This is a genomic window from Iodidimonas sp. SYSU 1G8 (assembly GCF_039655775.1).
Classification (GTDB): domain Bacteria; phylum Pseudomonadota; class Alphaproteobacteria; order SMXS01; family SMXS01; genus RI-34.
In genome coordinates this window covers 57954-78897 of sequence record NZ_JBBYXJ010000001.1, presented here as the reverse complement: position 1 = coordinate 78897, position 20944 = coordinate 57954, and the positions used below count along the sequence as shown (strand labels likewise).

Here is a 20944-nt window from a genome sequence, read left to right as displayed (position 1 = left end):
TACCGCCTCACGCCGGCGCGCGGCGGCGCGTCAGCAGGTGCAGGAAGAAGGGCACGCCGAGCATGGCGGTCACGACGCCAAGCCGCAGTTCCGTGGTCGCCGGCACGAGACGGACGGCCACATCCGCCACGGTGAGCAGGGCCGCGCCGGCGAGCGCCGAGGGCAGCAATATGCGCGAGGGCGGCACGTTGCCGAGCAGGCGGATGATATGCGGCACGACGAGGCCGACGAATCCGATAGTGCCTGAAACCGCGACCGCGCCGCCGACCGCCAGGGCGACGCCCGCCACGACCCGCCACTGGACATGGCTCAGATTGAAACCCAGGGCCTCGGCCGCGTCCTCGCCAAGCGCCAGCGCATCCAGACCGCGCCCGTCCCACATCAGCAGGGCGCAGCCCGCGACCATGGACGGCAGCGCCAGCGCCACATGGGTCATGCTCCGGTCCTCCAGGGAGCCGAGCAGCCAGAACGTGATCTCCATGCCCGAGAACGGGTTAGCGGACAGGTTCAGCGCCAGGGAAATCGCCGCGCCCGACAGCGTGCCCACCGCGATACCAGCCAAAATCAGGGTCAGCGGGCTGTCCGCCCGCCGCGACAGGGCCATCACGAAAGACAGGCCGATGACGGCGCTGCCGATGGCCATCAACGGCAGCGCGGCGGGTGTGACGGCCGCGAGGCCGAAATATAGCGCCACCACCGCGCCGAGCGCGGCCGCGCCCGAGGCGCCAAGCACCGATGGATCAGCCAGGGGATTGCGCAGATAGCCTTGCAGGGCGGCGCCCGTCAGCGCCAGCGTCGCGCCCACCGACAGCGACAGGATCAATCGAGGCAAGCGGATTTCCATGACCACCGACCGGATCACGGGATCGCCCTGGCCCAGCACCGCCCGCGACACGTCGCCCCAGCCAATCGGCGCGGGTCCCGTGACGAGGGACAGCCCCGCTGCAAAAATGCACAGCGCGACCAGAACCAGAATGCCGATGCCGCTTGAGCGCCGCGGCGAAACAGGGGTATCAGGAGGCGTCATGAAAACCCTCCTTGCCGTCATCTGTTCCACGGCGCTCCTCGCGGTCGCGGCGCCCGCCTTCGGCGCCCCGCAGCGTATCGTGTCGCTCAACATGTGCGCCGACCAGTATCTGATCGCGCTGGCCGACAGGGATCAGATCGCCGCGCTCTCCGAATGGGCGCGCGATCCGGCCATGTCGTACCAGTCCGAGGCCGCCAGATCGTACCCGGTCGCGACGGGCGCGGCGGAAGCGGTCATGACCCTGAAGCCCGATCTGGTCATCGTGAACAGGTTCCGGCGCCAGGAGACCCAGTCCATTCTCAAGCCCTATGGCTACACGACCATCGAGCTGAGGCCCGCGCGGAACTTCGAGGATATCATCGACCAGACGCGGGAAATCGCCGCCGCCATCGGTCATCCCGAACGGGGCGAGGCGCTGATCGCGCGCATGCGCGCCGAACTGGCGGCCATACCGGCGCCGGACCGCCGGGCTCCCGTCGTCGCGCACTACCAGCGCCGGGGATTCGTTACCGGTACCGGCACGCTGCTCGACGAGGTCATGACCCGGGCCGGCGCGGACAATCTGGCCCGACGCCTGGGCCGAAGCGCCGTCTCCCGGATCACGCTGGAGGAAATCCTGACCGCGCGGCCCGACTACCTCCTCTACACCGAACAGCCCGCCCCGGGCACGGATATGGGAACGGACCTGCTGCTCCACCCGGCGCTGATGGAACGATATGGCCCCTCGCGGCGACTCTATGTGCCGCAGGCGCTCACCATGTGTGGCGGCCCGTCGTTTCCCGACGCCGTACGCGTGCTGCACCGTCAGCTGCACTCCTAGAATTCGATTCCGGGCTGCGCCTTGACGCCGGCACGGAACGGATGCTTCACCAGCGTCATCTCGGTGACCAGGTCGGCGATTTCCATCAGTTCGGCCTTGGCATTGCGTCCGGTCACGATGACGTGGGTATCCGCCGGCTTGCGGCGCAGGAAATCGATGACTTCCTCGAGCGGCAGGTACTCGTAGCGGAGCACGATGTTGAGTTCGTCGCACAGCACCAGCTTGTTGGCCGGGTCCATGATCATGGCCTTGGCCTCGTCCCATGCGCGGCGGGCCGAAGCGATGTCCTTGGCGCGGTCCTGCGTGTCCCAGGTGAAGCCCTCGCCCAGCACCTTGACCGTGACCTGATCGGGAAAGGCGTTCAGCACCGCCATCTCTCCCGTGTCCCACGCCCCTTTGACGAACTGAACGACACCGACCTTGAAGCCGTGGCCGATAGCCCGGCAGACCATGCCCAGCGCGGCCGTCGTCTTGCCCTTGCCCGCGCCGGTGTGAACGATCAGCAAGCCCTTCTCGATGGTCTTGCCTGCGACGATCTTGTCGTGGGAGGCCTTGAGCTTGCGCATCTTCTGGTTGTGGCGGTCGTTCGCCGCCGCGTCGTCGACATGGCTCATGAGATATCTCCGTTGATGTGGTCGAGCAAAAGGCGCGTATCGTTCCGGGCCGGTTTCCAGAGATGGCGGTCCAGCGCCTCTCTGAAACGCTCGGCCATTTCGCGCAAGGCAGCGGGATTGTGTCCGCGCAGGAAGTCCAGCACCGCCGGCTCGGCCAGGTAGGCATCGAACAACTGGTCGAAATGGTGGTCCTTCACCGCCCGGGTCGTCGCCGCGAAGCCGAACAGATAATCGACCGTGGCCGCCATTTCGAAACCGCCCTTGAATCCATGGCGCATGACGCCCTCGATCCATTTGGGGTTGGCCGCGCGGCCCCGGACGATGCGCCCGAGCTCGTCGGCCAGGGTTCGTATCCGGGGTGTCTCGGGGCGGGAATGGTCATTGTGGTAGATCACGGGTTCACCGCCGCGCAGGGCGCTTACCGCCGCGGCGATGCCGCCTTCGAACTGGTAGTAATCATCGGAGTCCAGCAGGTCGTGCTCGCGATTGTCCTGGTTCTGGATGACCGCTTCGGCGGCGGCGAGCCGTGTCTCGAACCCTTGACGGTCGGCGACGCCCTCACTGCCCGCTCCATAGGCCCAGGCGCCCCATTCCAGATAGGCATCGGCAAGATCCGCCTGGGTGTCCCAGATCTTCTCGTCGATCAGCGCCTGGAGGCCTGCGCCATAGGCGCCCGGCTTCGACCCGAAGACCCTGTATCCCGCCCGGCGCTCCGCCAGCGCGGGATACTGCCCCGCCGCGACGCGTGCATCGCGATCCCGACGGAAGCACGCCGCGAGCGGATTGGCCTCGTCGGACTCGTCCAGGTTCATCACCGCACGCGCGGCGGAGTCCAGCAGGTCGATCTGCGCCCCGAAGGCGTCGCGAAAGAAGCCCGATACCCGGAACGTCACATCCACCCGCGGGCGCCCCAGCACCGTCTGGGGCATGATTTCGAAACCGGTAAGCTTGCGGGTGGTGTCGTCCCAGGTCGGCCGGACGCCCATCAGCGCGAGGGCCTGCGCGATATCGTCGCCACCGGTCCGCATGTTGGAGGTTCCCCAGGCCGAAATCGCCATGGCACGCGGCCATGCGCCCTCGCGCTGGCGGAAATCCTCGACCAGCATCTGCGCTGACTTCCACCCCAGCGCCCAGGCGGCCTGCGTGGGAACGGCGCGGGTGTCCACCGAATAGAAATTGCGCCCGGTCGGCAGCACGTCGGGCCGGCCGCGCGTCGGCGCGCCGGACGGCCCGGGCGGCACGAAGCGCCCATCCAGTCCCCGCAACAGGCCATCCAGTTCGGCCTCGCCGCAGGCCGCGACGGAAGGCGCCAGCACCTGCTCCAGCCAACCGAGAACCGCGGTCGTGGCGTTCCACTCCGGCGGGATGGGGCAGCCGGACACCAGGCCGCTCGCCAGTAGTTCCAGCCGCTCTACCGTATCGCCGCACGTCCGCCAGGGCGCCGCGGTCAGGGCCCGCAGGATGTCAGGCCTTGGGCCAAACCACGGATCGCCCATCACGCAGTCGAGCGGATCGAACCCGGCCAGTCCCAGATCGCCGGCCATCGCCCGCAACAAGGACATGTTGGCGCCCTTGCCATCCAGCCGCGGCGTCCTCATGAGGGCAACGAGCAGGTCCACCCGCTGCCGGCCGTCCGGCGCCCTGCCGAATATGTGCAGGCCGTCGCGGATCTGCAGTTCCTTCAGCTCGCACAGGTAATTGTCCAGCGCGGCCAATGCCTCGTCTCCGTCGCCCACGGCGCCACAGTCCTTGTCGAGGCCGCTACGCGCGGCCAGATCGAGGATGTCACGGCGCAGGATCTTGAGGCGGCGCGGGTCCATGCCCGACGCCTCGTAATATTCGTCCACCAGCGCTTCCAGGTCCTTCAGCGCTCCGTAACTCTCGGCCCGGGTCAGCGGCGGCGTCAGATGATCGATGATGACGGCGCCAGCGCGGCGTTTGGCCTGGGTTCCCTCGCCCGGGTCGTTGACGATGAACGGATAAAGATTGGGCATGGGCCCCAGCGCAGCCTCCGGCCAGCAACCGGCGGAGAGCGACACCGCCTTGCCCGGCAGCCATTCCAGATTGCCGTGCTTGCCCAAGTGAACGGCCGCATGGGCGCGGTACTCGTGGCGCAACCACGCATGAAAGGCCAGATAGTTGTGCGGCGGCACCAGATCGGGGTCGTGATAGGTCGCTGCCGGATCGGTGTTGTAGCCGCGCGCGGGCTGCACGCAGACCGCCACCGAGCCGAACATGAGCACGGACAGGACGAAGCCGGGCTCTCCATGCCGTTCGCTGAAGAACGGGTCGCTCTCCGGCGCGCCCCAGCGGCTGGCCACCTCCGCCTGGCTGGAGCCGGGAAGACCGGCGAAGAACGCCTGGTACGCCGTCAGCGGATAAAAGACGCCGCCCTCGCGTGTCGCACGGTCAGGCAGCGCGTTGGTCGGACCACGCGACAGCAGCGCCATCAGCGCCGTTCCGCTCGCGGGAACGTCAGGCACATCGTAACCAGCATCGGCCATCGCCCGGAGGATGACCACGGCGCTTTGCGGGGTATCGAGCCCTACCCCATTGCCCAGCCGGCCATCGCGATTGGGGTAGTTCGCGAGGATCAGCGCCACGCGGCGCGAGGGCGCGGGCGTCGCCGCGAGCCTTGTCCAGGCCAGGGCGAGATCGGCGACGAAATCGACGCGGTCCGCAAGCGGCCTGTGGGCGACGATGGGGCACTGGGTGCGCGCATCGAACCGCGTTTCAGCCTTGAAAGCGACGGCCCGGCTGATGATCCGTCCATCCACCTCGGGCAAGGCGACGTTCATGGCCATGTCGCGGGGCGACACACCCTGATTGCCTGAGGCCCAGGCCACTTCCGAGCCGCCTGAGAGAATGACCTGCAACACGGGGCAATCGGTGTCGTCCAGCGGCGACATGCCGCGCGCGCCACCCGGCGCCGAGACTGCGAAGGAGGTGCAGTTCAGCACCGCCGAGGGTGGCCATTGGGTAAGCAGATCACGCAGGATCGCCGCCGACTCCGGGTCCCGTAACCCCTGGAGAAACACGGGCACCGGATCGAGGCCTCTCGCAACGAGCGCCGAGATCAGCGCGTCGATGGCCTCCGTGTTCCCCGCCTGCACCAGCGCGCGATAGAACAGCACCGGCACCCGGCCGCCACCGCCGATCCAGCGCGCCTCGAGAGCGTCGCGATCAGGCTGGCCCTCGCCCGGCCAGTACAAGCCGGCATTGGGAAGCGGCGCCGGTTCAAGCCACGGGCCCGCGGCGCATCCCGCCAGAGCGGCGGCATACCGCAAAAATTCTCCCGCGTTACGAATGCCACCATGGCGCAGATAGGCCCACAAGCGCTGATACGGCGCGCCCTGAAGGCTGGACATGGCCTCGAATTCCGGTTCCGGCCGGTCGTCGCCCGGCAAGGCCAGGAAAACGATGTCGCGGGCGCGGCAGGCGTCGGCGAGCTGCTCGAGGCCATAGGGCCAGTAGGAACGACCTCCGAGAAGATGCACGACAACAAGACGGGCATGGACGATCACGCTTTCGACGTAGAGATCGACCGACAGATTGTGCCGCAGGCGCAGCAGGTTCGCGAGGCGCACCCGGGGGAACCCGTCGCCCAGATCGTCCGCCGCGCGCGCTAGGCACGCCAGTTCGGTATCAGCGGCGGACAACACGACGATATCGCCCCGTGTCTGCCCCAGATCGACCGCCTCGGCGCCGTCGTCCACGGTCCCTGGCTGTGTCGCAAGAAGATGCATCAGGTCATCGCGGCCAACAGCGCCGCGCTGATGACATCGCGCTCGAGACCGGTTTCACCGATCACGACCAGGCGGGTCGTGCGCATCTCTCTCGGGTCCCAGCTCCGGTCGTAATGATGCTGGATACGCGAGCCGACAGCCTGGATCACCATCCGCATGTCCCGCCCCGCCACGGCGGCGAAGCCTTTGAGGCGAAGGATGTCATGGGTCTCGATAACCGTTTGCATCGCCGCGATCAGCCTTGCCGGATCGGCGACCGTGCCGCCCTCCAGCACGAAGCTGTCGAAATCATCATGGTCGTGATCGCCGTCGGCGTCGTGATGGGAGGGGCGAGAGTCCAGATCGTCCTCGGCCCCGGCCTTCAGCCCGAGCAGTACATCCGCGTCGAGCTTGCCCTGGACCACGGAGAGCAGCTTGACCGAGGGGGGCAGCATCGTGCGCAACAGGGCGCGCGTGTCCTCCAGCGGGGCGTGTTGCAGCAGATCCGTCTTGTTGAGCAGGACCAGATCCGCGCAGGCCAACTGGTCCTCGAACAGTTCCTCCAGCGGATTGTCGTGATCCAGCGCGCCGTCGGCCGCGCGCTGGGCCGCCAGTGCGTCCTCGTCATCCGCGAAGCGGCCCTCGGAAACAGCCGCCGCGTCGACCACGGTCACCACGCCGTCCACGGTGACCCGGGTGCGGATTTCGGGCCAGTTGAAAGCGCGCACCAGTGGCTTTGGCAGGGCGAGGCCCGACGTTTCGATGATGATGTGATCGGGCGGCGCGGCGCGGTCCAGCAACATCTGGATCGTGGGCAGGAAATCATCGGCGACGGTACAGCAGATGCATCCGTTGGCCAGTTCGACGATGTCCTCGTCGCGGCAGGTCTCCTCGCCACAGCCCTTGAGCAGATCGCCATCGATACCCACGTCGCCGAATTCGTTGACGATCAGTGCCAGGCGGCGACCGCCCGCGTTCCGCAGCAGGTTCCGGATCAGCGTTGTCTTGCCGGCGCCGAGGAAGCCGGTGATGACGGTGGCGGGGATCTTGGCGGTCATTCGTCCTGTCCTTCATGAACGGCATGGGAAAGGACGGGACACATGGACCAAAGGCGCCGCGACACGGGCAACCGATGGACACTACGTGCCCCGGTGCACCCCGCCCGGGCCTTACGCTATCGATGATTCGAGCCGGTCTCCTGGCTCGCGGGTCACGGCCACCCTGCCCGCCTTCCCAGCGCCTGCGCGCCAGTGGCATCCACGGCAGAATGGCTATCCGCTTACAGTTGCGGGGGCAGCCGCGGCATTGCGACCCTCGTCGCGCACCGCATTCCCGTTGGACGTTTCCGTCCGCTCGAATGCTTCAGTCATACGCCCGGCAGCACCGGGCGGTCAATCTAGGCGTCGAAGATGAAGGTCTCGGCAGGGTTTCGCGCCTGCCAACCGTGGCGCTCCAGCTCCGGGTCGAGATGTTCCTCTTCCGGATAACCCACGCAAAGATAGCCGGTGAAGCGCCACGCGGCGGGCATGGCAAGGTCCCGGGCCAGACGCTCCGGATCGAGGATGGACAGCCAGCCGATACCCAACCCCGCCGCCCGAGCCGCCAGCCATAGCGTGTGGATGGCGCAGACGGTCGAATGGACCAGCGTCTCCGGCATGGTCCGGCGACCGAGACCGTGCCCGGCCCGCGGCTCCATGTCGGTGAACACCGCCAGATGAACAGGCGCATCGAGGCCAGCAAGCTTCAGGGACTGGTAGAGCGCCGCCTTCTCGCCCTCGTAGCCGGCCAACGCGGCATAGTTGGCGGCGCGGAAATTCTCGGCTACCGCCTCGCGGAGCGCAGGCGTCGTCACGCGGACGAAGCGCCAGGGCTGGCTGTTGCCCACGCTGGGAGCGAGCGCCGCCAAGTCGAGCAGATGCCGCACCAGCATATCCGGCACCGGATCGGTCCGGAACCGCCTGACGTCACGACGCCAGGCAAGGAGCGATTCCAGGTTCTCAAGAGCATCCTGTCCGGGACCGGGTTCCCTGGCGGTCATGCGCAAGCGGGCCGGTTCACGTAGTCGACTCGCCAACCCGCGCCGCCGAACGAGGTCATGGCGGTAGCCGACAAATGATCGACGGCGAAGCCGAGCGCCCTGCCCGCGGGCATATCGAGGGCGACGGCGAGCGCGGCGCGGATGGTTCCGGCGTGGGCGATCAGCCATAGCGTCCTGCCCGCATGATCGGCCTCGATCTCCCGCATGGCGGCCCTGACACGCGCGACCACGTCGTCGAAGCTTTCTCCGGCTGGCGGCCGAAACGCGGCCATGCCATCGAGAGTATCCGGCATCAGCCCCTGCGACACCGTGTAGTCCCTCCCCTCCCAGTCACCGAACGACTGCTCGACCAAGCCGTCGCGAAGGTCCTGCGGCAAGCCGAGGGATTGGCAGATCACCGCCGCCGTGGAGCGGGCGCGCCGGAGCGGGCTGACCAGCAGAGCATCAGGCCGGGATACGGCCCATTCGCCGACGAGGGTGGCCTGAAACGGAAGGACATCCACGTCCAGTCTGCCGCAGAAGCCGGCAGAGGGCGCCGTCGCCGCATGGCGAAACCATATCCATCTGGTGGCTGACACCGGACGTCCTTCTTTTGAACCGTTCGCACCTTCACGACGCCACGCTGACGCGACATGACGCGGATGGCGTGATCAGGCGAGAAAACTGAACCGATTCTGAGACAGCGCTGGCATGGACTCACGCAAGGTGGCTGGGCCGGCGACGCTGATCCGAGATCGAGAGATACGCCCACCAACCGTAGACATTACGCAGCAAAAACCACGAGTTAGCAGGCAGGGGGAATGGCGGAGAGGATGGGATTCGAACCCACGATACGGCTTTTGACCGTATAACGGTTTAGCAAACCGCCGCCTTCGGCCACTCGGCCACCTCTCCACCGCCGTTCGTACTCAAGAGGCGGCGGGGTGTCAACGGTTTAGCCGAGCGAATGCAGGATCAGGGCTCGATATCGTCCACATCGACCTGTCCGCTGAGCCGGCGCTGTACGTGGGACCAGGACATGCCGACCGCCATGACGATGCTGAGAACGATCTGAATCAGGAAGGCGAGCACCCAGGGCGTCTCCACGTCCAACATCCGATAATCGACGAGGAGCCAGATGAAGACGGCGAACACCGCCACGATCAGGGCGATACCCATCGGCCCGAGCGACAGCCAGGTGGCGCGGAAGTAAATGCCAAAGCCGGCGACCAAAAGCAGGCCGATCAGTATCTTGAGCGGAATGTCCCCACTGCCCTCGGCCTCTCCGAAGGCGCTGACCCAATGGAAATAGGACAGGCCAAAGGGGTTGAACGTGGCGAAGACAAGCACCGCGGCGGCCAGCCAGCGGATGAGGAAACCTTTCCAGGAAAGTCCGCTGGCGGCCATGGCGCTGATCCTTATTGCGAGTCGGCGGAGGCCATTCCCGTCGTGGTGGGCTTGACGAACTTCAGGGTCATGCGGTCGCTTTCGCCGACGGCCATGTAGCGTTCGCGGTCCTGATCGCCGAGCCGGAAGCTGGGCGGCAGGGTCCACACACCCTTGGGGTGATCCTTGGTGTCCAGCGGATTGGCGTTGATCTCGGACCGTTCGGCGGTCTGGAAGCCGGCGCTCTCGGCCAGCTTGATCACCGTCTCTTCGGTGACGTAGCCATTGGCGGCCACCGGGTCCTGCGGCAGTTCGGGATCGCCCCGATGCTCGACGACACCGAGCACGCCGCCCGGCTTCAGTGCCTTGAACATGGCGGCGAAGGCCTCGGCCGCGAAATTGCTGGCCATCCAGTTGTGGACGTTGCGGAAGGTGAGCACCATGTCGGCGGAGCCCTCGGGCGCGATATCGGTCTTGCCCGGGCCGAACGCGGTGAAGGTCACAGTGCCATACAGCGCCGGATCGGCGGCGACACGGTCCTTCAGTGCCTTGTTCAGCTTGGGGCCATAACCGGTGCCATCGCCCTCGTCGAAGATGGCGGCGGTGTACTTGCCCTTCCCCGCCACGTAAGGCGCGAGAATGTCGGTGTACCAGCCGCGTCCCGGCCAGATCTCGACGACATTCATGGTGGGCTGCAGTCCGAAAAAGGCCAAGGTCTGTTCAGGGTGCCGGTACTTGTCGCGCGCCGTGTCCTCGGGGAGGCGGTGCTTGCCGGCGATCACGGCCTCAAGCGACCCGGCAGCGGGTGGCGCGGCGGGCGTGACGCTCGAGCCGCTGACCGCGCCTGAGGTGTCCGTGGCGGCCGGGCCGGCAGGAGGCGCATCGCCAGGCTTGGCGTCGTCCGCGCCATTGTCGCAGGCTACGAGGAGCGAGGCCGCGAGCAGGGCGGCGAAACTAAGCGATTTATGCATGGATCTTCCCGTTCTTGCCGTTCAGATCCAGGAGCATACTCCGCCAGCCGCCGACGCGCCACCCGGGTGGGCTTCCCCGGATGGCGCCGGCCAATTCGCGCTCAGTGGTGCAGGACCCATTCCCGGGCCAGGCGCTGTGCCTCGGCGATTTCGGCCGGGTTCATCAGTTCAGCGAGGTCGGCGCGTTCCTCACGGGCCCGCTCGTCGCCCATCATGGCGGCGAGGTTGAACCATTTGTGGGCGCGCACGTAATCGACCGGCTCGCCGTGACCCGTGGCGTAGGCCAGGCCCAGCTCGAAGAGCGCCTCGGCGCCGTCCAGGGTCGAGGGCGCCGGCGCCGCGGGGGCGCTGTGCGAGAAGCTGTGGGTTGTATCGAACATGACTGATGTCTCCGTGTCTTCGATTCAACAACAAGGAGACTTTGGGGCCGCCAGCCTGAACGGAATGTTAACGAAACGACTTTTTGCAGCGCCGCGCAAAAAAAATGGCGGGCCCCGAGCCCGCCATTCCGACCGCGATGGTTGAAGGTATCAGGCTACGGCCTTGGCCGCCGCCTCGCGTGCCGCCCGAACCTTGTCATTGGTCTGGTTGAACAGGAGCTTACGGCGCGCGGCCTCTTCCTCCTCGGTCAGCTTGCGCTCGGTGAGTTCCTTGCCGACCTTACGGCCCTTCTGCACCGCGGGACGTTCGGCGACTTCGTCGATCCAGCGTTTCAGATGGGGGAAATCCTTCAGCACGTCTTCCTGAATCAGACGGGGCAGCAGCATGGCCCAGGGCCAGGCGATCATGTCGGCGATGCTGTAGTCGGCGCCGGCGAGATATCTGTTCACCGACAGCTGGGCATCCATGACGCCCGACAGCCGGTCGACCTCGCCCACGAAACGCTTCGTGCCATATTCCAGCTGCGAGGCGTCGTCGATCAGGTTCTTGGCGTAGTTCTTGAAGTGGTTGGCATTGCCCATCATCGGGCCGAGATTGGCCATCTGCCAGTGCACCCATTGCAGCACCTTGTAGCGCTCGGGCCCGGTCTTGGGCAGGAACTGGCCGGTCTTGTCCGCCAGATATTCCAGGATCGCCCCGGATTCGAAGATGGACAGCGGCGCGCCGCCGCCGATGGGATCGTGGTCGATGATGGCGGGCATGCGGTTGTTGGGGCAGATGCGCAGGAATTCGGCCTTGAACTGATCGCCGGCGCCGATGTCGACCGGGACGATACGATAGTCCAGTCCGGTCTCCTCAAGCATGATGGTGACCTTGAAGCCATTCGGCGTCGGCCAGTAATGTACATCGATCATGGATCGCTCCCGATAAAGGTCTGTCTCGGGCGACAGGATGGCCGACCAGGCCGATGCTGGCAACCGGAGCGAGAACCTTCACCCGTGCAGGCTCGCAATGACCGGGTGCGGCGATGCGCGGGCAACGCCATGGCGCTTGGTGGTGCCGGGCGGGCAACGCATACTGCGCCCCTGTCCTACCTGGGGTTACAGCATGCCAGCCACCGGATCGATGCGGATCACCTTCCTGGGCGCCGTCGGCACCGTCACGGGATCGAAGTATCTGGTGCGGGCGGGCAAGGCGCGGATCCTGGTGGATTGCGGCCTGTTCCAGGGCTTCAAGAATCTGCGCCTGCGCAACTGGGCGTCCCTGCCGCTCGATCCGGCGTCGCTGGACGCGGTCGTGCTGACCCATGCGCATCTGGATCATTCCGGCTATCTGCCGCTGCTGGTGCGCAACGGCTTTCGCGGGCCGGTCCTCGCCACGCCCGGCACCATCGATCTTTGCCACATCCTGCTTCCCGACAGCGCCATGCTGCAGGAGAAGGATGCCGAGTTCGCCAACCGGCACGGCACCTCGCGGCACAAGCCGGCACAGCCGCTCTATACACGCAAGGACGCCGAGCGGGCGCTGACCCAGCTGCGGGTGGTGGACTATGGCGAGGAGACGCGGATCGGCGGGGTGACGCTACGGCTGGACCCGGCTGGTCACATCCTGGGCTCGTCCCTCGCCCGGTTGAGCTGGAAAGGCACCAGCATCCAGTTTTCCGGCGATCTGGGGCGACTGGAGTCGGCGACGATGCCGCCACCCGCGACGGTGGAGGCCGCCGACTATCTGGTGGTGGAATCCACCTATGGCGATCGGCGTCACGACACAGGCGACCCCGAGGAAGAGCTGGCCGCGATCATCAACAAGACATGCGGCCGGGGCGGCACGGTGGTGATGCCGGCCTTCGCCGTGGGCCGGGCGCAGACGCTGCTCTACCATATCTGGCGGCTGAAGCAGTCGGCACGCATTCCGGACCTGCCGGTGTTCCTAGACAGTCCGATGGCCATCGACGCCACGGAACTGTTCGCGCGTCACATGGGCGACCACAAGCTGAGCCGTGAGGAATGCCGCCATGCCTTTCGCGGCGCCACCTATGTGCATAGCCCGGAGGACTCGCAGGCGCTCGACCGGTCGAACATGCCGATGATCCTGGTATCGGCCAGCGGCATGGCGACGGGCGGTCGGGTGCTGCACCATCTGATCCGCTTCGCGCCCGACCCGCGCAACACCATCGTGTTCGCCGGCTATCAGGCCGGCGGCACGCGCGGCGCGGCGATGGTGGCCGGCGCCGAGGAGGTCAAGATCTTCGGCCGCTATGTGCCGGTGAAGGCCGAGGTGAGAAACATGGACATGTTCTCGGCCCATGCGGACGCGGACGAGATCATGGGCTGGCTGGGGCAGTTCCGCCAGCCGCCGAAGATGACCTTCGTCACCCATGGCGAACCGGCGGCGTCGGATGCCCTGCGCCACCGGATCGAGGAACAGCTCGGCTGGACGTGCATGGTCCCGGACTACCGGGACCGCTACGATTTGGCCTAACTCAGTCGAAACTGTCGCGGATGCCGTAGAACTCTCGCTTGGGCCACAGGAAGTCGATGCGGGTGCGGTGGATCTTCCACTCGCCGTTCACCTTCTTGTAGACGTCGTCATAGACGCCGAACAGCGTGAGTGGATTGGGCGCGCCGGGCGACACGTTCAGGTTGAGCTGGTACCAGCGGCCATTGGCGGTGTCCTCGTTGATCAGCCTGATCCACGGATTGGTCACGGCGTGCATCTGGGAATGCTCCAGCCGGCCGCTGCCATAAAGGAAATCGTGATAGCGGGCGCGGATGTGATCCTTGCCGACCCAGTCGCCACCGAAATTGGGGCCGAACTCGCAGATGGCGTCGTCGGTGAACAGGCTGACCAGCTCGTCCAGCTTGTTGCCGTCGTAATAGTGGGAATAGAGATGGCGCATCTGCTTGATGGCCTCGATCTCCAGCAGTTCCTCGATGGTCATGGGTCGCTCCCCTTCAATGCGGCGGGGAGCCTACCGCATGGACGGAAGCGGGCCAAGCCTTCACGCGTGAATTTTCACGGGGGCCGCCGTGTCTATTCCAATTCCCGCTATTGAGGCGGGTCGTCTACACGAGCCGGAAAGTCTTCTGGAAGATTGGCCAAGGCCCAAAAAGCACCCGCAAGACCACCTCCTGTTTGGGGAGACGTCGGATTCTCGGTCTTCCGGCGATTTCTGCGTTGCCTGGTCATCAATGGCGTCAAGACTGATCGAGTTCTCGGAGACATTTGCAGCGGCCTCATAACAATCGTCATACCGCCGAAGGGCGGTATCCAGTCCCGGCTAAAAAGGCCGGCGCGAAGCGCGCCGGACTGTCTAGTCTGGGTCCCGGCCTTCGCCGGGACGACGGCTGAAGAGGCAAGTCACCCCAGCTTCTTCTTCAGCAGCTCGTTCACCTGGGCCGGGTTTGCCTTGCCCTGGCTCTGCTTCATGACCTGGCCCACGAACCAGCCGATGACCTTTGGGTTGGCGCCGCCGTCGTACTGGGCGACCTGGCCGGGGTTCTCGGCGATGATCCGGTCGACGATGCCTTCGATGAAGCCGGTGTCGGTGATCTGCTTCAGGCCTTTTTCCTCGACGATGACCGCCGGGTCGCCGCCGGTTTCGACCATGATCTCGAACACGTCCTTGGCGATGCGGCCCGAGATGGTGTTGTCGGCGATCAGGTCGATCAGCTTGCCCAGATTGGCGGCGCTGACCGGGCTTTCGGTGATGGAGACACCCTTGGCGTTGAGCGCGGCGAACAGGCTGCCGGTCACCCAGTTGGACGCCTGCTTGGGATCGCGGCCCTTGGCCACTTCCTCGAAATAGACGCCGATCTCGGGCTCGGACACCATGACGCCGGCGTCATAGACGGACAGGCCGAAATCGCGCATCAGCCGGTTCTTCTTGTCGTCGGGCAGCTCGGGCAGGCCGGCCTTGATGGTCTCGACCCAGGCGGGATCGAGCTCCAGCGGCAGCAGGTCCGGATCGGGGAAATAGCGGTAGTCGTGGGCCTCTTCCTTCGAGCGCATGGAGCGGGTCACGCCCTGCGCCACGTCATAGAGGCGGGTTTCCTGCACGATGGTGCCGCCATCCTCGAGGATGTCGATCTGGCGGCGCGCCTCGTACTCGATGGCCTGCTGGACGAAGCGCACCGAGTTGACGTTCTTGATCTCGCAGCGCGTGCCCAGCGGGCCGCCGGGCCTGCGCACGGACACGTTGACGTCGGCGCGCATGGAGCCCTGCTCCATGTTGCCGTCGCAGGTGCCGATATAGCGCAGGATGGTGCGCAGCTTCTTCAGATAGGCGCCGGCTTCCTCCGACGAACGCATGTCCGGCTTGGACACGATCTCCATCAGCGCCACGCCCGACCGGTTCAGGTCGACATAGGTCATGGTCGGATGCTGGTCGTGCATGGACTTGCCCGCGTCCTGCTCCAGATGCAGGCGTTCGATGCCGACTTCCTTGGTCTCGCCGTCCTTCAGGTCGAGGGTGACGATGCCCTCGCCCACGATGGGCTGCTTGTACTGGGAAATCTGATAGCCCTGCGGCAGGTCGGCGTAGAAGTAGTTCTTCCGGTCGAAGATGGAGTAGTGATTGATCTGGGCGTTGAGCGCCAGGCCGGTGCGCACGGCCTGCTCGACGCAATAGTGGTTGATGACGGGCAGCATGCCGGGCATGGCCGCGTCGACCAGGCTGACCTGGGTGTTCGGTTCAGCGCCGAATTCGGTGGCCGCGCCGGAGAACAGTTTCGAGTTGGAGGTAACCTGGGCGTGAACCTCGAGACCCAGAACGACTTCCCAATCACCCGTGGCGCCAGAAATGAGCTTGGACATCACGCGGCCTCCTTCCACCAGGCAGTGGGCCGGCCGGCGAAGGCGGCGGCCTGCTCGATGACGTGACCGACCTTGAGCACGGTTTCCTCCTCGAACGGACGGCCGAGGATCTGCAGGCCGAGCGGCAGGCCCTGGCCGCAGACGCCCGCGGGCACCGACATGCCGGGGATGCCGGCCAGCGAGGCCGGCACGGTGAAGACGTCGTTGAGATACATGGAGATGGGATCAGCCGACTTCTCGCCCGGCGAGAAGGCCGAGCATGGCGCGGTCGGGGTCAGGATCGCATCGACCTTGCCGAAGGCCTGCTCGAAATCCTGGGCGATCAGGGTGCGGACCTTCTGCGCCTTCAGGTAGTAGGCGTCATAGTAACCAGCCGACAGCACGTAGGTGCCGATCAGAATGCGGCGCTGCACCTCGTGACCGAAGCCGGCGCCGCGCGTGTTCTCGTACATCTGGTTGAGGCTGCCGCCCTGCTCGCGCAGGCCGTAGCGCACGCCGTCATAGCGCGCCAGGTTGGAGCTGGCTTCGGCGGGGGCGACGATATAGTAGGTCGCCAACGCGTATTTGGTGTGGGGCAGCGAGATGTCGACGATCTGGGCGCCCGCGTCCTTCATCCACTGGATGCCGCGATCCCACAGGTCGAGAATCTCCGGCGGCGTGCCGTCCATGCGGTATTCCCGGGGAATGCCGATGCGCAGGCCGCGAATGTCGCCGGTCAGCGCCCGGGCATAGTCGGGCACGGGTGTGTCGATGGAGGTGGAATCCTTGGGATCGTAGCCCGCCATGGAGCGCAGCATGATCGCCGCGTCCTCGACGGTGCGGGCGATGGGGCCGGCCTGGTCGAGGGACGACGCGAAGGCGATGATGCCCCAGCGCGAGCATCGGCCATAGGTCGGCTTGATGCCGGCAAGGCCGCAGAAGCTGGCCGGCTGGCGGATCGAGCCGCCGGTGTCGGTACCGGTGGCGGCGGCCGCCAGATGGGCGGCGACGGCGGCGGCCGAGCCGCCCGACGAGCCGCCCGGGACGCGGGACTTGCCGTCGGTGGTGCGCCACGGATTTTCCACCGGGCCGTAGAAACTGGTTTCGTTGGACGAGCCCATGGCGAATTCGTCCAGGCTGACCTTGCCCAGCATCACCGCGCCATCGCGCCAGAGATTGGCCGTGACCGACGATTCATAAGGCGGCTTGAAGCCGTCAAGGATGTGGCTCGAGGCCGTGGTCAGCACGTCCTTGGTGCAGAACAGGTCCTTGATGGCGAGCGGAATGCCGCTGAGCGGCCCGGCCGTGCCAGCGCGGCGCGCCGCGTCGGCGGCGTCGGCCATCTCCAGCGCCTTCTCGGGCGTCTCGGTGGTGTAGGCGTTGAGGGCGCGGCCCTTCTCGACCTCGGTCACATAGGCCTGGGTCAGCTCGCGCGCGGTGAACTCGCCTTTTTCCAGCCCGGACAGGGCGGCGGCGATGGTCAGGTCGGTCAGATTGCTCATTATTCGATCACCTTGGGGACGGCGAAAAAGCCGTTCTGCGCATCCGGGGCATTGGACAGGACATCGTCGCGGCGGTCGCCATCGGTGACGGCGTCGGGGCGCTGCGGCAGCTTGACGTGCACGACGCTGGTCAGCGGCGCCACATTATCCGTATTCACCTCGGACAATTGCTCGACCCACGCCAGCAACTGGTTGAGCTCGCCCGCGAGCGGCTCCAGTTTTTCTTCCGGCAGTTTCAGGCGCGCCAGATGGGCGATGCGTGCGACCGTTTTCGTATCAACCGACATGGATGTTCCACATTGTCTGGGGCGCTGGCGCCCCCGTGTTCCGAAGGCGCGGAAATTAGCCCGGATGGCACCGCGCGGCAAGGTGCCAGGGTGGTGGCCGGAAACCGGGCGGCTTTCTCCGGCACGGCAAGTGGGGTTATGGTCACGCCATGCGCGAACCGGCACCCCATGACGTCCATATTGCCCCCTACGACCCCGAATGGCCCGCGTTGGCGGCGTTCGAGGCGGCGCGGCTGACCGCGGCACTGACATCCAACCTGCTCCGAACCGAGCATATGGGATCCACCTCGGTGCCCGGCCTCGCGGCCAAGCCGATCGTCGATCTGCTTCCGGTGGTCGCCAGCCTTGAGGATCTGGACTGGCAACGGCCCAGGATCGAGGCGCTGGGCTATGACTGGTTCGGCGCGTTCGGCATCGAAGGGCGCCGCTTCTGCATCCTGATGAAAGAGGGCAGGCCCGCGGTCCATCTGCATTTCTTCCAGCAGGATTCGCCGCAGATCGCACGCCATCTGATCTTCCGGGACTATCTGCGCGCGCATCCCGACAGGGCGCGCGCCTATGATGCCGAGAAACGCCGCGCCGCCGCGCTTCATCCGCAAGATTCCATGGCGTACAATCGCGAGAAATGGGATTGGGTGGCGCGTGAGGAAGCCCGCGCGCTGGCATGGGCCGGAAGAGAAAGCACGTCCATTGCCTGAACTGAGCCTGCCCGAGCTGAAAGCCGCGCTGCCCCGCGCCGGGCGGCTGCTGGGTCTCGACCTGGGGACCAAGACCATCGGCCTCGCCGTCAGCGATGGCGCGCTGATGGTGGCGAGCCCGATCGAGACGATCAGGCGCACCAAGTTCACCGCCGACGCGGCGCGGCTGCTGGCTATCGCCGACGAGCGCAAGATCGCCGGTTTCGTCATCGGCCTTCCTGTCAACATGGACGGTACGGAAGGGCCACGGTGCCAGTCGACCCGCCAGTTCGTGCGCAATCTGCTGGGGGTCCGCGACGTGGCTGTCGCCTATTGGGACGAGCGGCTTTCCACCGCCGCCGTGCAGCGCGCCATGATCGACGCCGACCTGACCCGCGCCAAGCGCGCCAAGGTCGTTGACCAGATGGCCGCCGGGTATATTCTGCAGGGCGCGCTCGATTTCTTGCGCCGTAACTGACGCTTGCCGGAGACCCGACGTGCGCCTATACACCCGGCCCCAATGACCAAAACCGACGGCATCAGACATCTTCTCGGCATCGAGGGGATGAAAGCGCAGGAGATCAACGCTCTCCTGGACCTGGGCGATTCCTATCTGGAGCGCTACAGGGGCGGCCGGAAGATCAAGAAGGTCCTGAAGAACCGTACCCAGATCAATCTGTTCTTCGAGGAATCGACCCGGACGTCGACCTCGTTCGAGCTGGCCGGCAAACGGCTGGGCGCCGACGTGATCAACATGGTCACCTCCACATCCTCGATCAAGAAGGGCGAGACGCTCATCGACACGGCGATGACGCTGAACGCCATGCGGCCGAGCCTTCTGGTGGTGCGGCATTCGTCATCCGGCGCGGCGCTGCTGTTGTCGCAGAAGGTCAACTGCTCGGTGATCAACGCGGGCGACGGCCGCCACGAGCACCCGACACAGGCACTGCTCGACGCGCTGACCATCCGCCGCCGCAAGGGCCGGATCGAGGGGCTGAAGGTCGCCATCTGCGGCGACATCCTGCACAGCCGGGTGGCGCGCTCGAACATCCATCTGCTGAACACCATGGGCGCGCGCGTCCGGGTGGTCGCGCCGCCGACCCTGCTGCCGGTGGCCGTCGACCGGCTGGGCGTCGATGTGTTTCACGACATGCGCAGCGGCCTGGACGGCGTCGACATCGTCATGATGCTGCGCCTGCAGACCGAGCGCATGAAGGGCGCCTTCGTCCCCTCGCCGCGCGAGTACTTCCATTTCTACGGGCTGGACGCGGAAAAGCTGGCCGCCGCCAAGCCCGACGCGCTGATCATGCATCCGGGGCCGATGAACCGGGGCGTGGAGATCGACACGGACGTCGCCGACGACATCGACCGGAGCGCAATCCGCGAACAGGTGGAGACGGGCGTGGCCGTGCGCATGGCCTGTCTGGACGCCCTGTGCCGCGACCTGGACGCGGAGGAGGACGAGTGATGGCCGCCGACCGCCGCGTCGTCTACATGAACGCCCGGTTGCTCGATCCCGCGAGCGGCCGGGATGAGCGCGGCGCGCTGCTGACCGTGGGCGGCAAGATCTGGGACGTGGGCGCCGACCTGTTCGCCGACGGCATCACGGACGGCAGCGAAGTGGTCGATTGCCGGGGCCTGTGCCTGGCACCGGGCTTCATCGACATGCAGGTCTTCCTGGGCGAGTCGGTGGAGACCACCGCGAGGGCGGCCGCCGCCGGCGGCGTCACGACCATCGCCGCCATGCCCAACATGAACCCGCTTCTCGACCGGGTTTCCCTCGTGGACTACATCCAGCGGCTGGCGCGCGACGCCAGCGTGCGCATCCATCCCATCGCCGCCGCGACCAAGGATCTGGGCGGCGAGGAGATGACCGAGATCGGCCTGCTGCGCGAGGCAGGCGCCCTCGCCTTCAGCGACGGCCGCAAGGCGATCGCCGATTCCCAGGTGATGCGCCGTATCCTGACCTATGCCGGCGCGCACGATTCGCTCGTCATCCAGCACGCCGAGGATCCGGCGCTGGCTCGCGAAGGGGTGATGAACGAGGGCGAGATCGCCACGCGGCTGGGCCTGCCGGGGATTCCCGCCGAAGCCGAAGTGATCATGATCGAACGGGATCTGCGGCTCGTCGGACTGACCGGCGGGCGCTATCACGTCGCGCTGGTGACGACCGCCGCCGCCGTGGCCGCGATCCGGCGGGCGAAGGCCGAGGGGCTGCCCGTGACCTGCGGCACCGCGCCGCACTATTTCGCCCTGAACGAGCTCGCCATCGCCGAGTACCGCACCTTCGCCCGCACGTCGCCGCCGCTGCGCGCGGAAGCGGACCGTCGGGCGGTGGTCGAGGGACTGGCGGACGGCACCATCGACGTGATCGTCAGCTCGCACGATCCGCATGATGTGGAAAGCAAGCGGCTGCCGTTCGATCTGGCGGCGTCCGGCGTGATCGGGCTGGAGACGATCCTGCCCATGGCGATGGAACTGCTGCATGGCGGGCACGTGCCGCTCATGCGGCTGCTGGCGGCGCTGACGTCCAGGCCCGCGGAAATCCTCGGTATCACCGGCGGCCGGCTGTGCAAGGGCGAGATCGCGGATCTGGTCTTGTTCGATCCCAACGCGCCGCTGGTCATCGACCCCGCCGCGTTCCACAGCAAGGCAAAGAACAGCCCGTTCGAAGGCAGGCCCGCCCAGGGCAAGGTCGTGCGCACCATCGTCGGCGGGCGCACCGTGTATCAGGCAGGTTGAG

Annotated in this window: 20 protein-coding genes, 1 tRNA gene and 1 riboswitch; of the genes, 6 read left to right on the top strand and 15 right to left on the bottom strand. The window is 66.4% G+C overall.

Translation table 11 applies throughout. The features are described from left to right. Positions 1–7 precede the first annotated feature (7 nt). On the bottom strand, positions 8–1027 hold the full coding sequence (locus tag WJU17_RS00390; RefSeq protein ID WP_346325368.1) for an iron ABC transporter permease: 1020 nt from the start codon (positions 1025–1027) through the stop codon (positions 8–10). On the opposite strand from WJU17_RS00390, the gene WJU17_RS00385 reads away from it, so the two are divergent. After that, positions 1026–1847, top strand: coding sequence for an ABC transporter substrate-binding protein (locus WJU17_RS00385; protein ID WP_346325367.1), 822 nt, complete (start codon positions 1026–1028; stop codon positions 1845–1847). The two genes, WJU17_RS00390 and WJU17_RS00385, sit on opposite strands and share 2 nt — an antisense overlap. Here the strand turns inward: WJU17_RS00385 and cobO are convergent. From cobO to WJU17_RS00335, 10 genes are all read right to left on the bottom strand, one after another. Beyond that, positions 1844–2461: a cob(I)yrinic acid a,c-diamide adenosyltransferase gene (gene cobO / locus WJU17_RS00380; protein ID WP_346325366.1), complete on the bottom strand. Its 618-nt coding sequence runs from the start codon at positions 2459–2461 to the stop codon at positions 1844–1846. The two genes, WJU17_RS00385 and cobO, sit on opposite strands and share 4 nt — an antisense overlap. Further along, positions 2458–6207, bottom strand: coding sequence for a cobaltochelatase subunit CobN (cobN, locus tag WJU17_RS00375; protein WP_346325365.1), 3750 nt, complete (start codon positions 6205–6207; stop codon positions 2458–2460). Before cobN ends, cobO begins: the two co-directional genes overlap by 4 nt. Beyond that, a complete protein-coding gene (gene cobW, locus WJU17_RS00370) occupies positions 6207–7244 on the bottom strand; it encodes a cobalamin biosynthesis protein CobW (protein ID WP_346325364.1) in 1038 nt (345 codons plus the stop codon). The genes cobN and cobW overlap by 1 nt, the downstream gene beginning before the upstream one ends. A gap of 112 nt (positions 7245–7356) precedes the next feature. Next, positions 7357–7558, bottom strand: a riboswitch (cobalamin riboswitch). Between the two features lie 24 nt (positions 7559–7582). Further along, positions 7583–8224 (bottom strand): 5,6-dimethylbenzimidazole synthase, encoded by a 642-nt coding sequence (gene bluB / locus WJU17_RS00365; RefSeq protein WP_346325363.1) that lies wholly within the window; start codon positions 8222–8224, stop codon positions 7583–7585. Next, positions 8221–8802, bottom strand: a complete 582-nt coding sequence (locus WJU17_RS00360) for a histidine phosphatase family protein (protein WP_346325362.1) — start codon at positions 8800–8802, stop codon at positions 8221–8223. The genes bluB and WJU17_RS00360 overlap by 4 nt, the downstream gene beginning before the upstream one ends. A gap of 223 nt (positions 8803–9025) precedes the next feature. After that, positions 9026–9118, bottom strand: a tRNA-Ser gene (locus WJU17_RS00355). A gap of 60 nt (positions 9119–9178) precedes the next feature. Further along, positions 9179–9610, bottom strand: coding sequence for a DUF6524 family protein (locus WJU17_RS00350; RefSeq protein WP_346325361.1), 432 nt, complete (start codon positions 9608–9610; stop codon positions 9179–9181). A gap of 11 nt (positions 9611–9621) precedes the next feature. Next, positions 9622–10560 (bottom strand): methyltransferase, encoded by a 939-nt coding sequence (locus WJU17_RS00345; RefSeq protein ID WP_346325360.1) that lies wholly within the window; start codon positions 10558–10560, stop codon positions 9622–9624. Positions 10561–10661: 101 nt separating this feature from the next. Next, complete coding sequence (locus WJU17_RS00340; RefSeq protein WP_346325359.1) at positions 10662–10940, bottom strand: SEL1-like repeat protein; 279 nt, start codon at positions 10938–10940, stop codon at positions 10662–10664. A 150-nt stretch (positions 10941–11090) separates the two neighbouring features. Then, positions 11091–11855, bottom strand: coding sequence for a glutathione binding-like protein (locus tag WJU17_RS00335; protein ID WP_346325358.1), 765 nt, complete (start codon positions 11853–11855; stop codon positions 11091–11093). A gap of 211 nt (positions 11856–12066) precedes the next feature. Between WJU17_RS00335 and WJU17_RS00330 the strand changes: the two genes are divergently transcribed. Then, positions 12067–13422, top strand: a complete 1356-nt coding sequence (locus tag WJU17_RS00330; RefSeq protein ID WP_346327361.1) for an MBL fold metallo-hydrolase — start codon at positions 12067–12069, stop codon at positions 13420–13422. A 1-nt stretch (position 13423) separates the two neighbouring features. Here the strand turns inward: WJU17_RS00330 and WJU17_RS00325 are convergent, their stop codons facing one another. The 4 genes from WJU17_RS00325 to gatC all read right to left on the bottom strand — a co-directional run bounded on the left by WJU17_RS00325 (position 13424) and on the right by gatC (position 17524). After that, positions 13424–13882 (bottom strand): nuclear transport factor 2 family protein, encoded by a 459-nt coding sequence (locus WJU17_RS00325; RefSeq protein WP_346325357.1) that lies wholly within the window; start codon positions 13880–13882, stop codon positions 13424–13426. A 419-nt stretch (positions 13883–14301) separates the two neighbouring features. After that, the gene (gatB, locus tag WJU17_RS00320; protein ID WP_346325356.1) at positions 14302–15756 is read right to left on the bottom strand and encodes an Asp-tRNA(Asn)/Glu-tRNA(Gln) amidotransferase subunit GatB; all 1455 of its coding nucleotides are present in this window, start codon (positions 15754–15756) and stop codon (positions 14302–14304) included. Continuing rightward, positions 15756–17237, bottom strand: coding sequence for an Asp-tRNA(Asn)/Glu-tRNA(Gln) amidotransferase subunit GatA (gene gatA, locus WJU17_RS00315; protein ID WP_346325355.1), 1482 nt, complete (start codon positions 17235–17237; stop codon positions 15756–15758). Before gatA ends, gatB begins: the two co-directional genes overlap by 1 nt. After that, entirely contained in the window at positions 17237–17524 is a 288-nt protein-coding gene (gene gatC, locus WJU17_RS00310; RefSeq protein WP_346325354.1) for an Asp-tRNA(Asn)/Glu-tRNA(Gln) amidotransferase subunit GatC, read from the bottom strand. The genes gatA and gatC overlap by 1 nt, the downstream gene beginning before the upstream one ends. Before the next feature lie 149 nt (positions 17525–17673). Between gatC and WJU17_RS00305 the strand changes: the two genes are divergently transcribed. The 4 genes from WJU17_RS00305 to pyrC are packed head-to-tail and all read left to right on the top strand — an operon-like array spanning position 17674 to position 20943. Beyond that, the gene (locus WJU17_RS00305) at positions 17674–18222 is read left to right on the top strand and encodes a GrpB family protein (RefSeq protein WP_346325353.1); all 549 of its coding nucleotides are present in this window, start codon (positions 17674–17676) and stop codon (positions 18220–18222) included. Beyond that, positions 18215–18679: a Holliday junction resolvase RuvX gene (gene ruvX / locus WJU17_RS00300; RefSeq protein WP_346325352.1), complete on the top strand. Its 465-nt coding sequence runs from the start codon at positions 18215–18217 to the stop codon at positions 18677–18679. The genes WJU17_RS00305 and ruvX overlap by 8 nt, the downstream gene beginning before the upstream one ends. A gap of 42 nt (positions 18680–18721) precedes the next feature. Continuing rightward, the gene (locus WJU17_RS00295; protein ID WP_346325351.1) at positions 18722–19669 is read left to right on the top strand and encodes an aspartate carbamoyltransferase catalytic subunit; all 948 of its coding nucleotides are present in this window, start codon (positions 18722–18724) and stop codon (positions 19667–19669) included. Continuing rightward, entirely contained in the window at positions 19669–20943 is a 1275-nt protein-coding gene (gene pyrC / locus WJU17_RS00290; RefSeq protein ID WP_346325350.1) for a dihydroorotase, read from the top strand. The genes WJU17_RS00295 and pyrC overlap by 1 nt, the downstream gene beginning before the upstream one ends. The last annotated feature ends 1 nt before the right edge of the window (position 20944 follow it).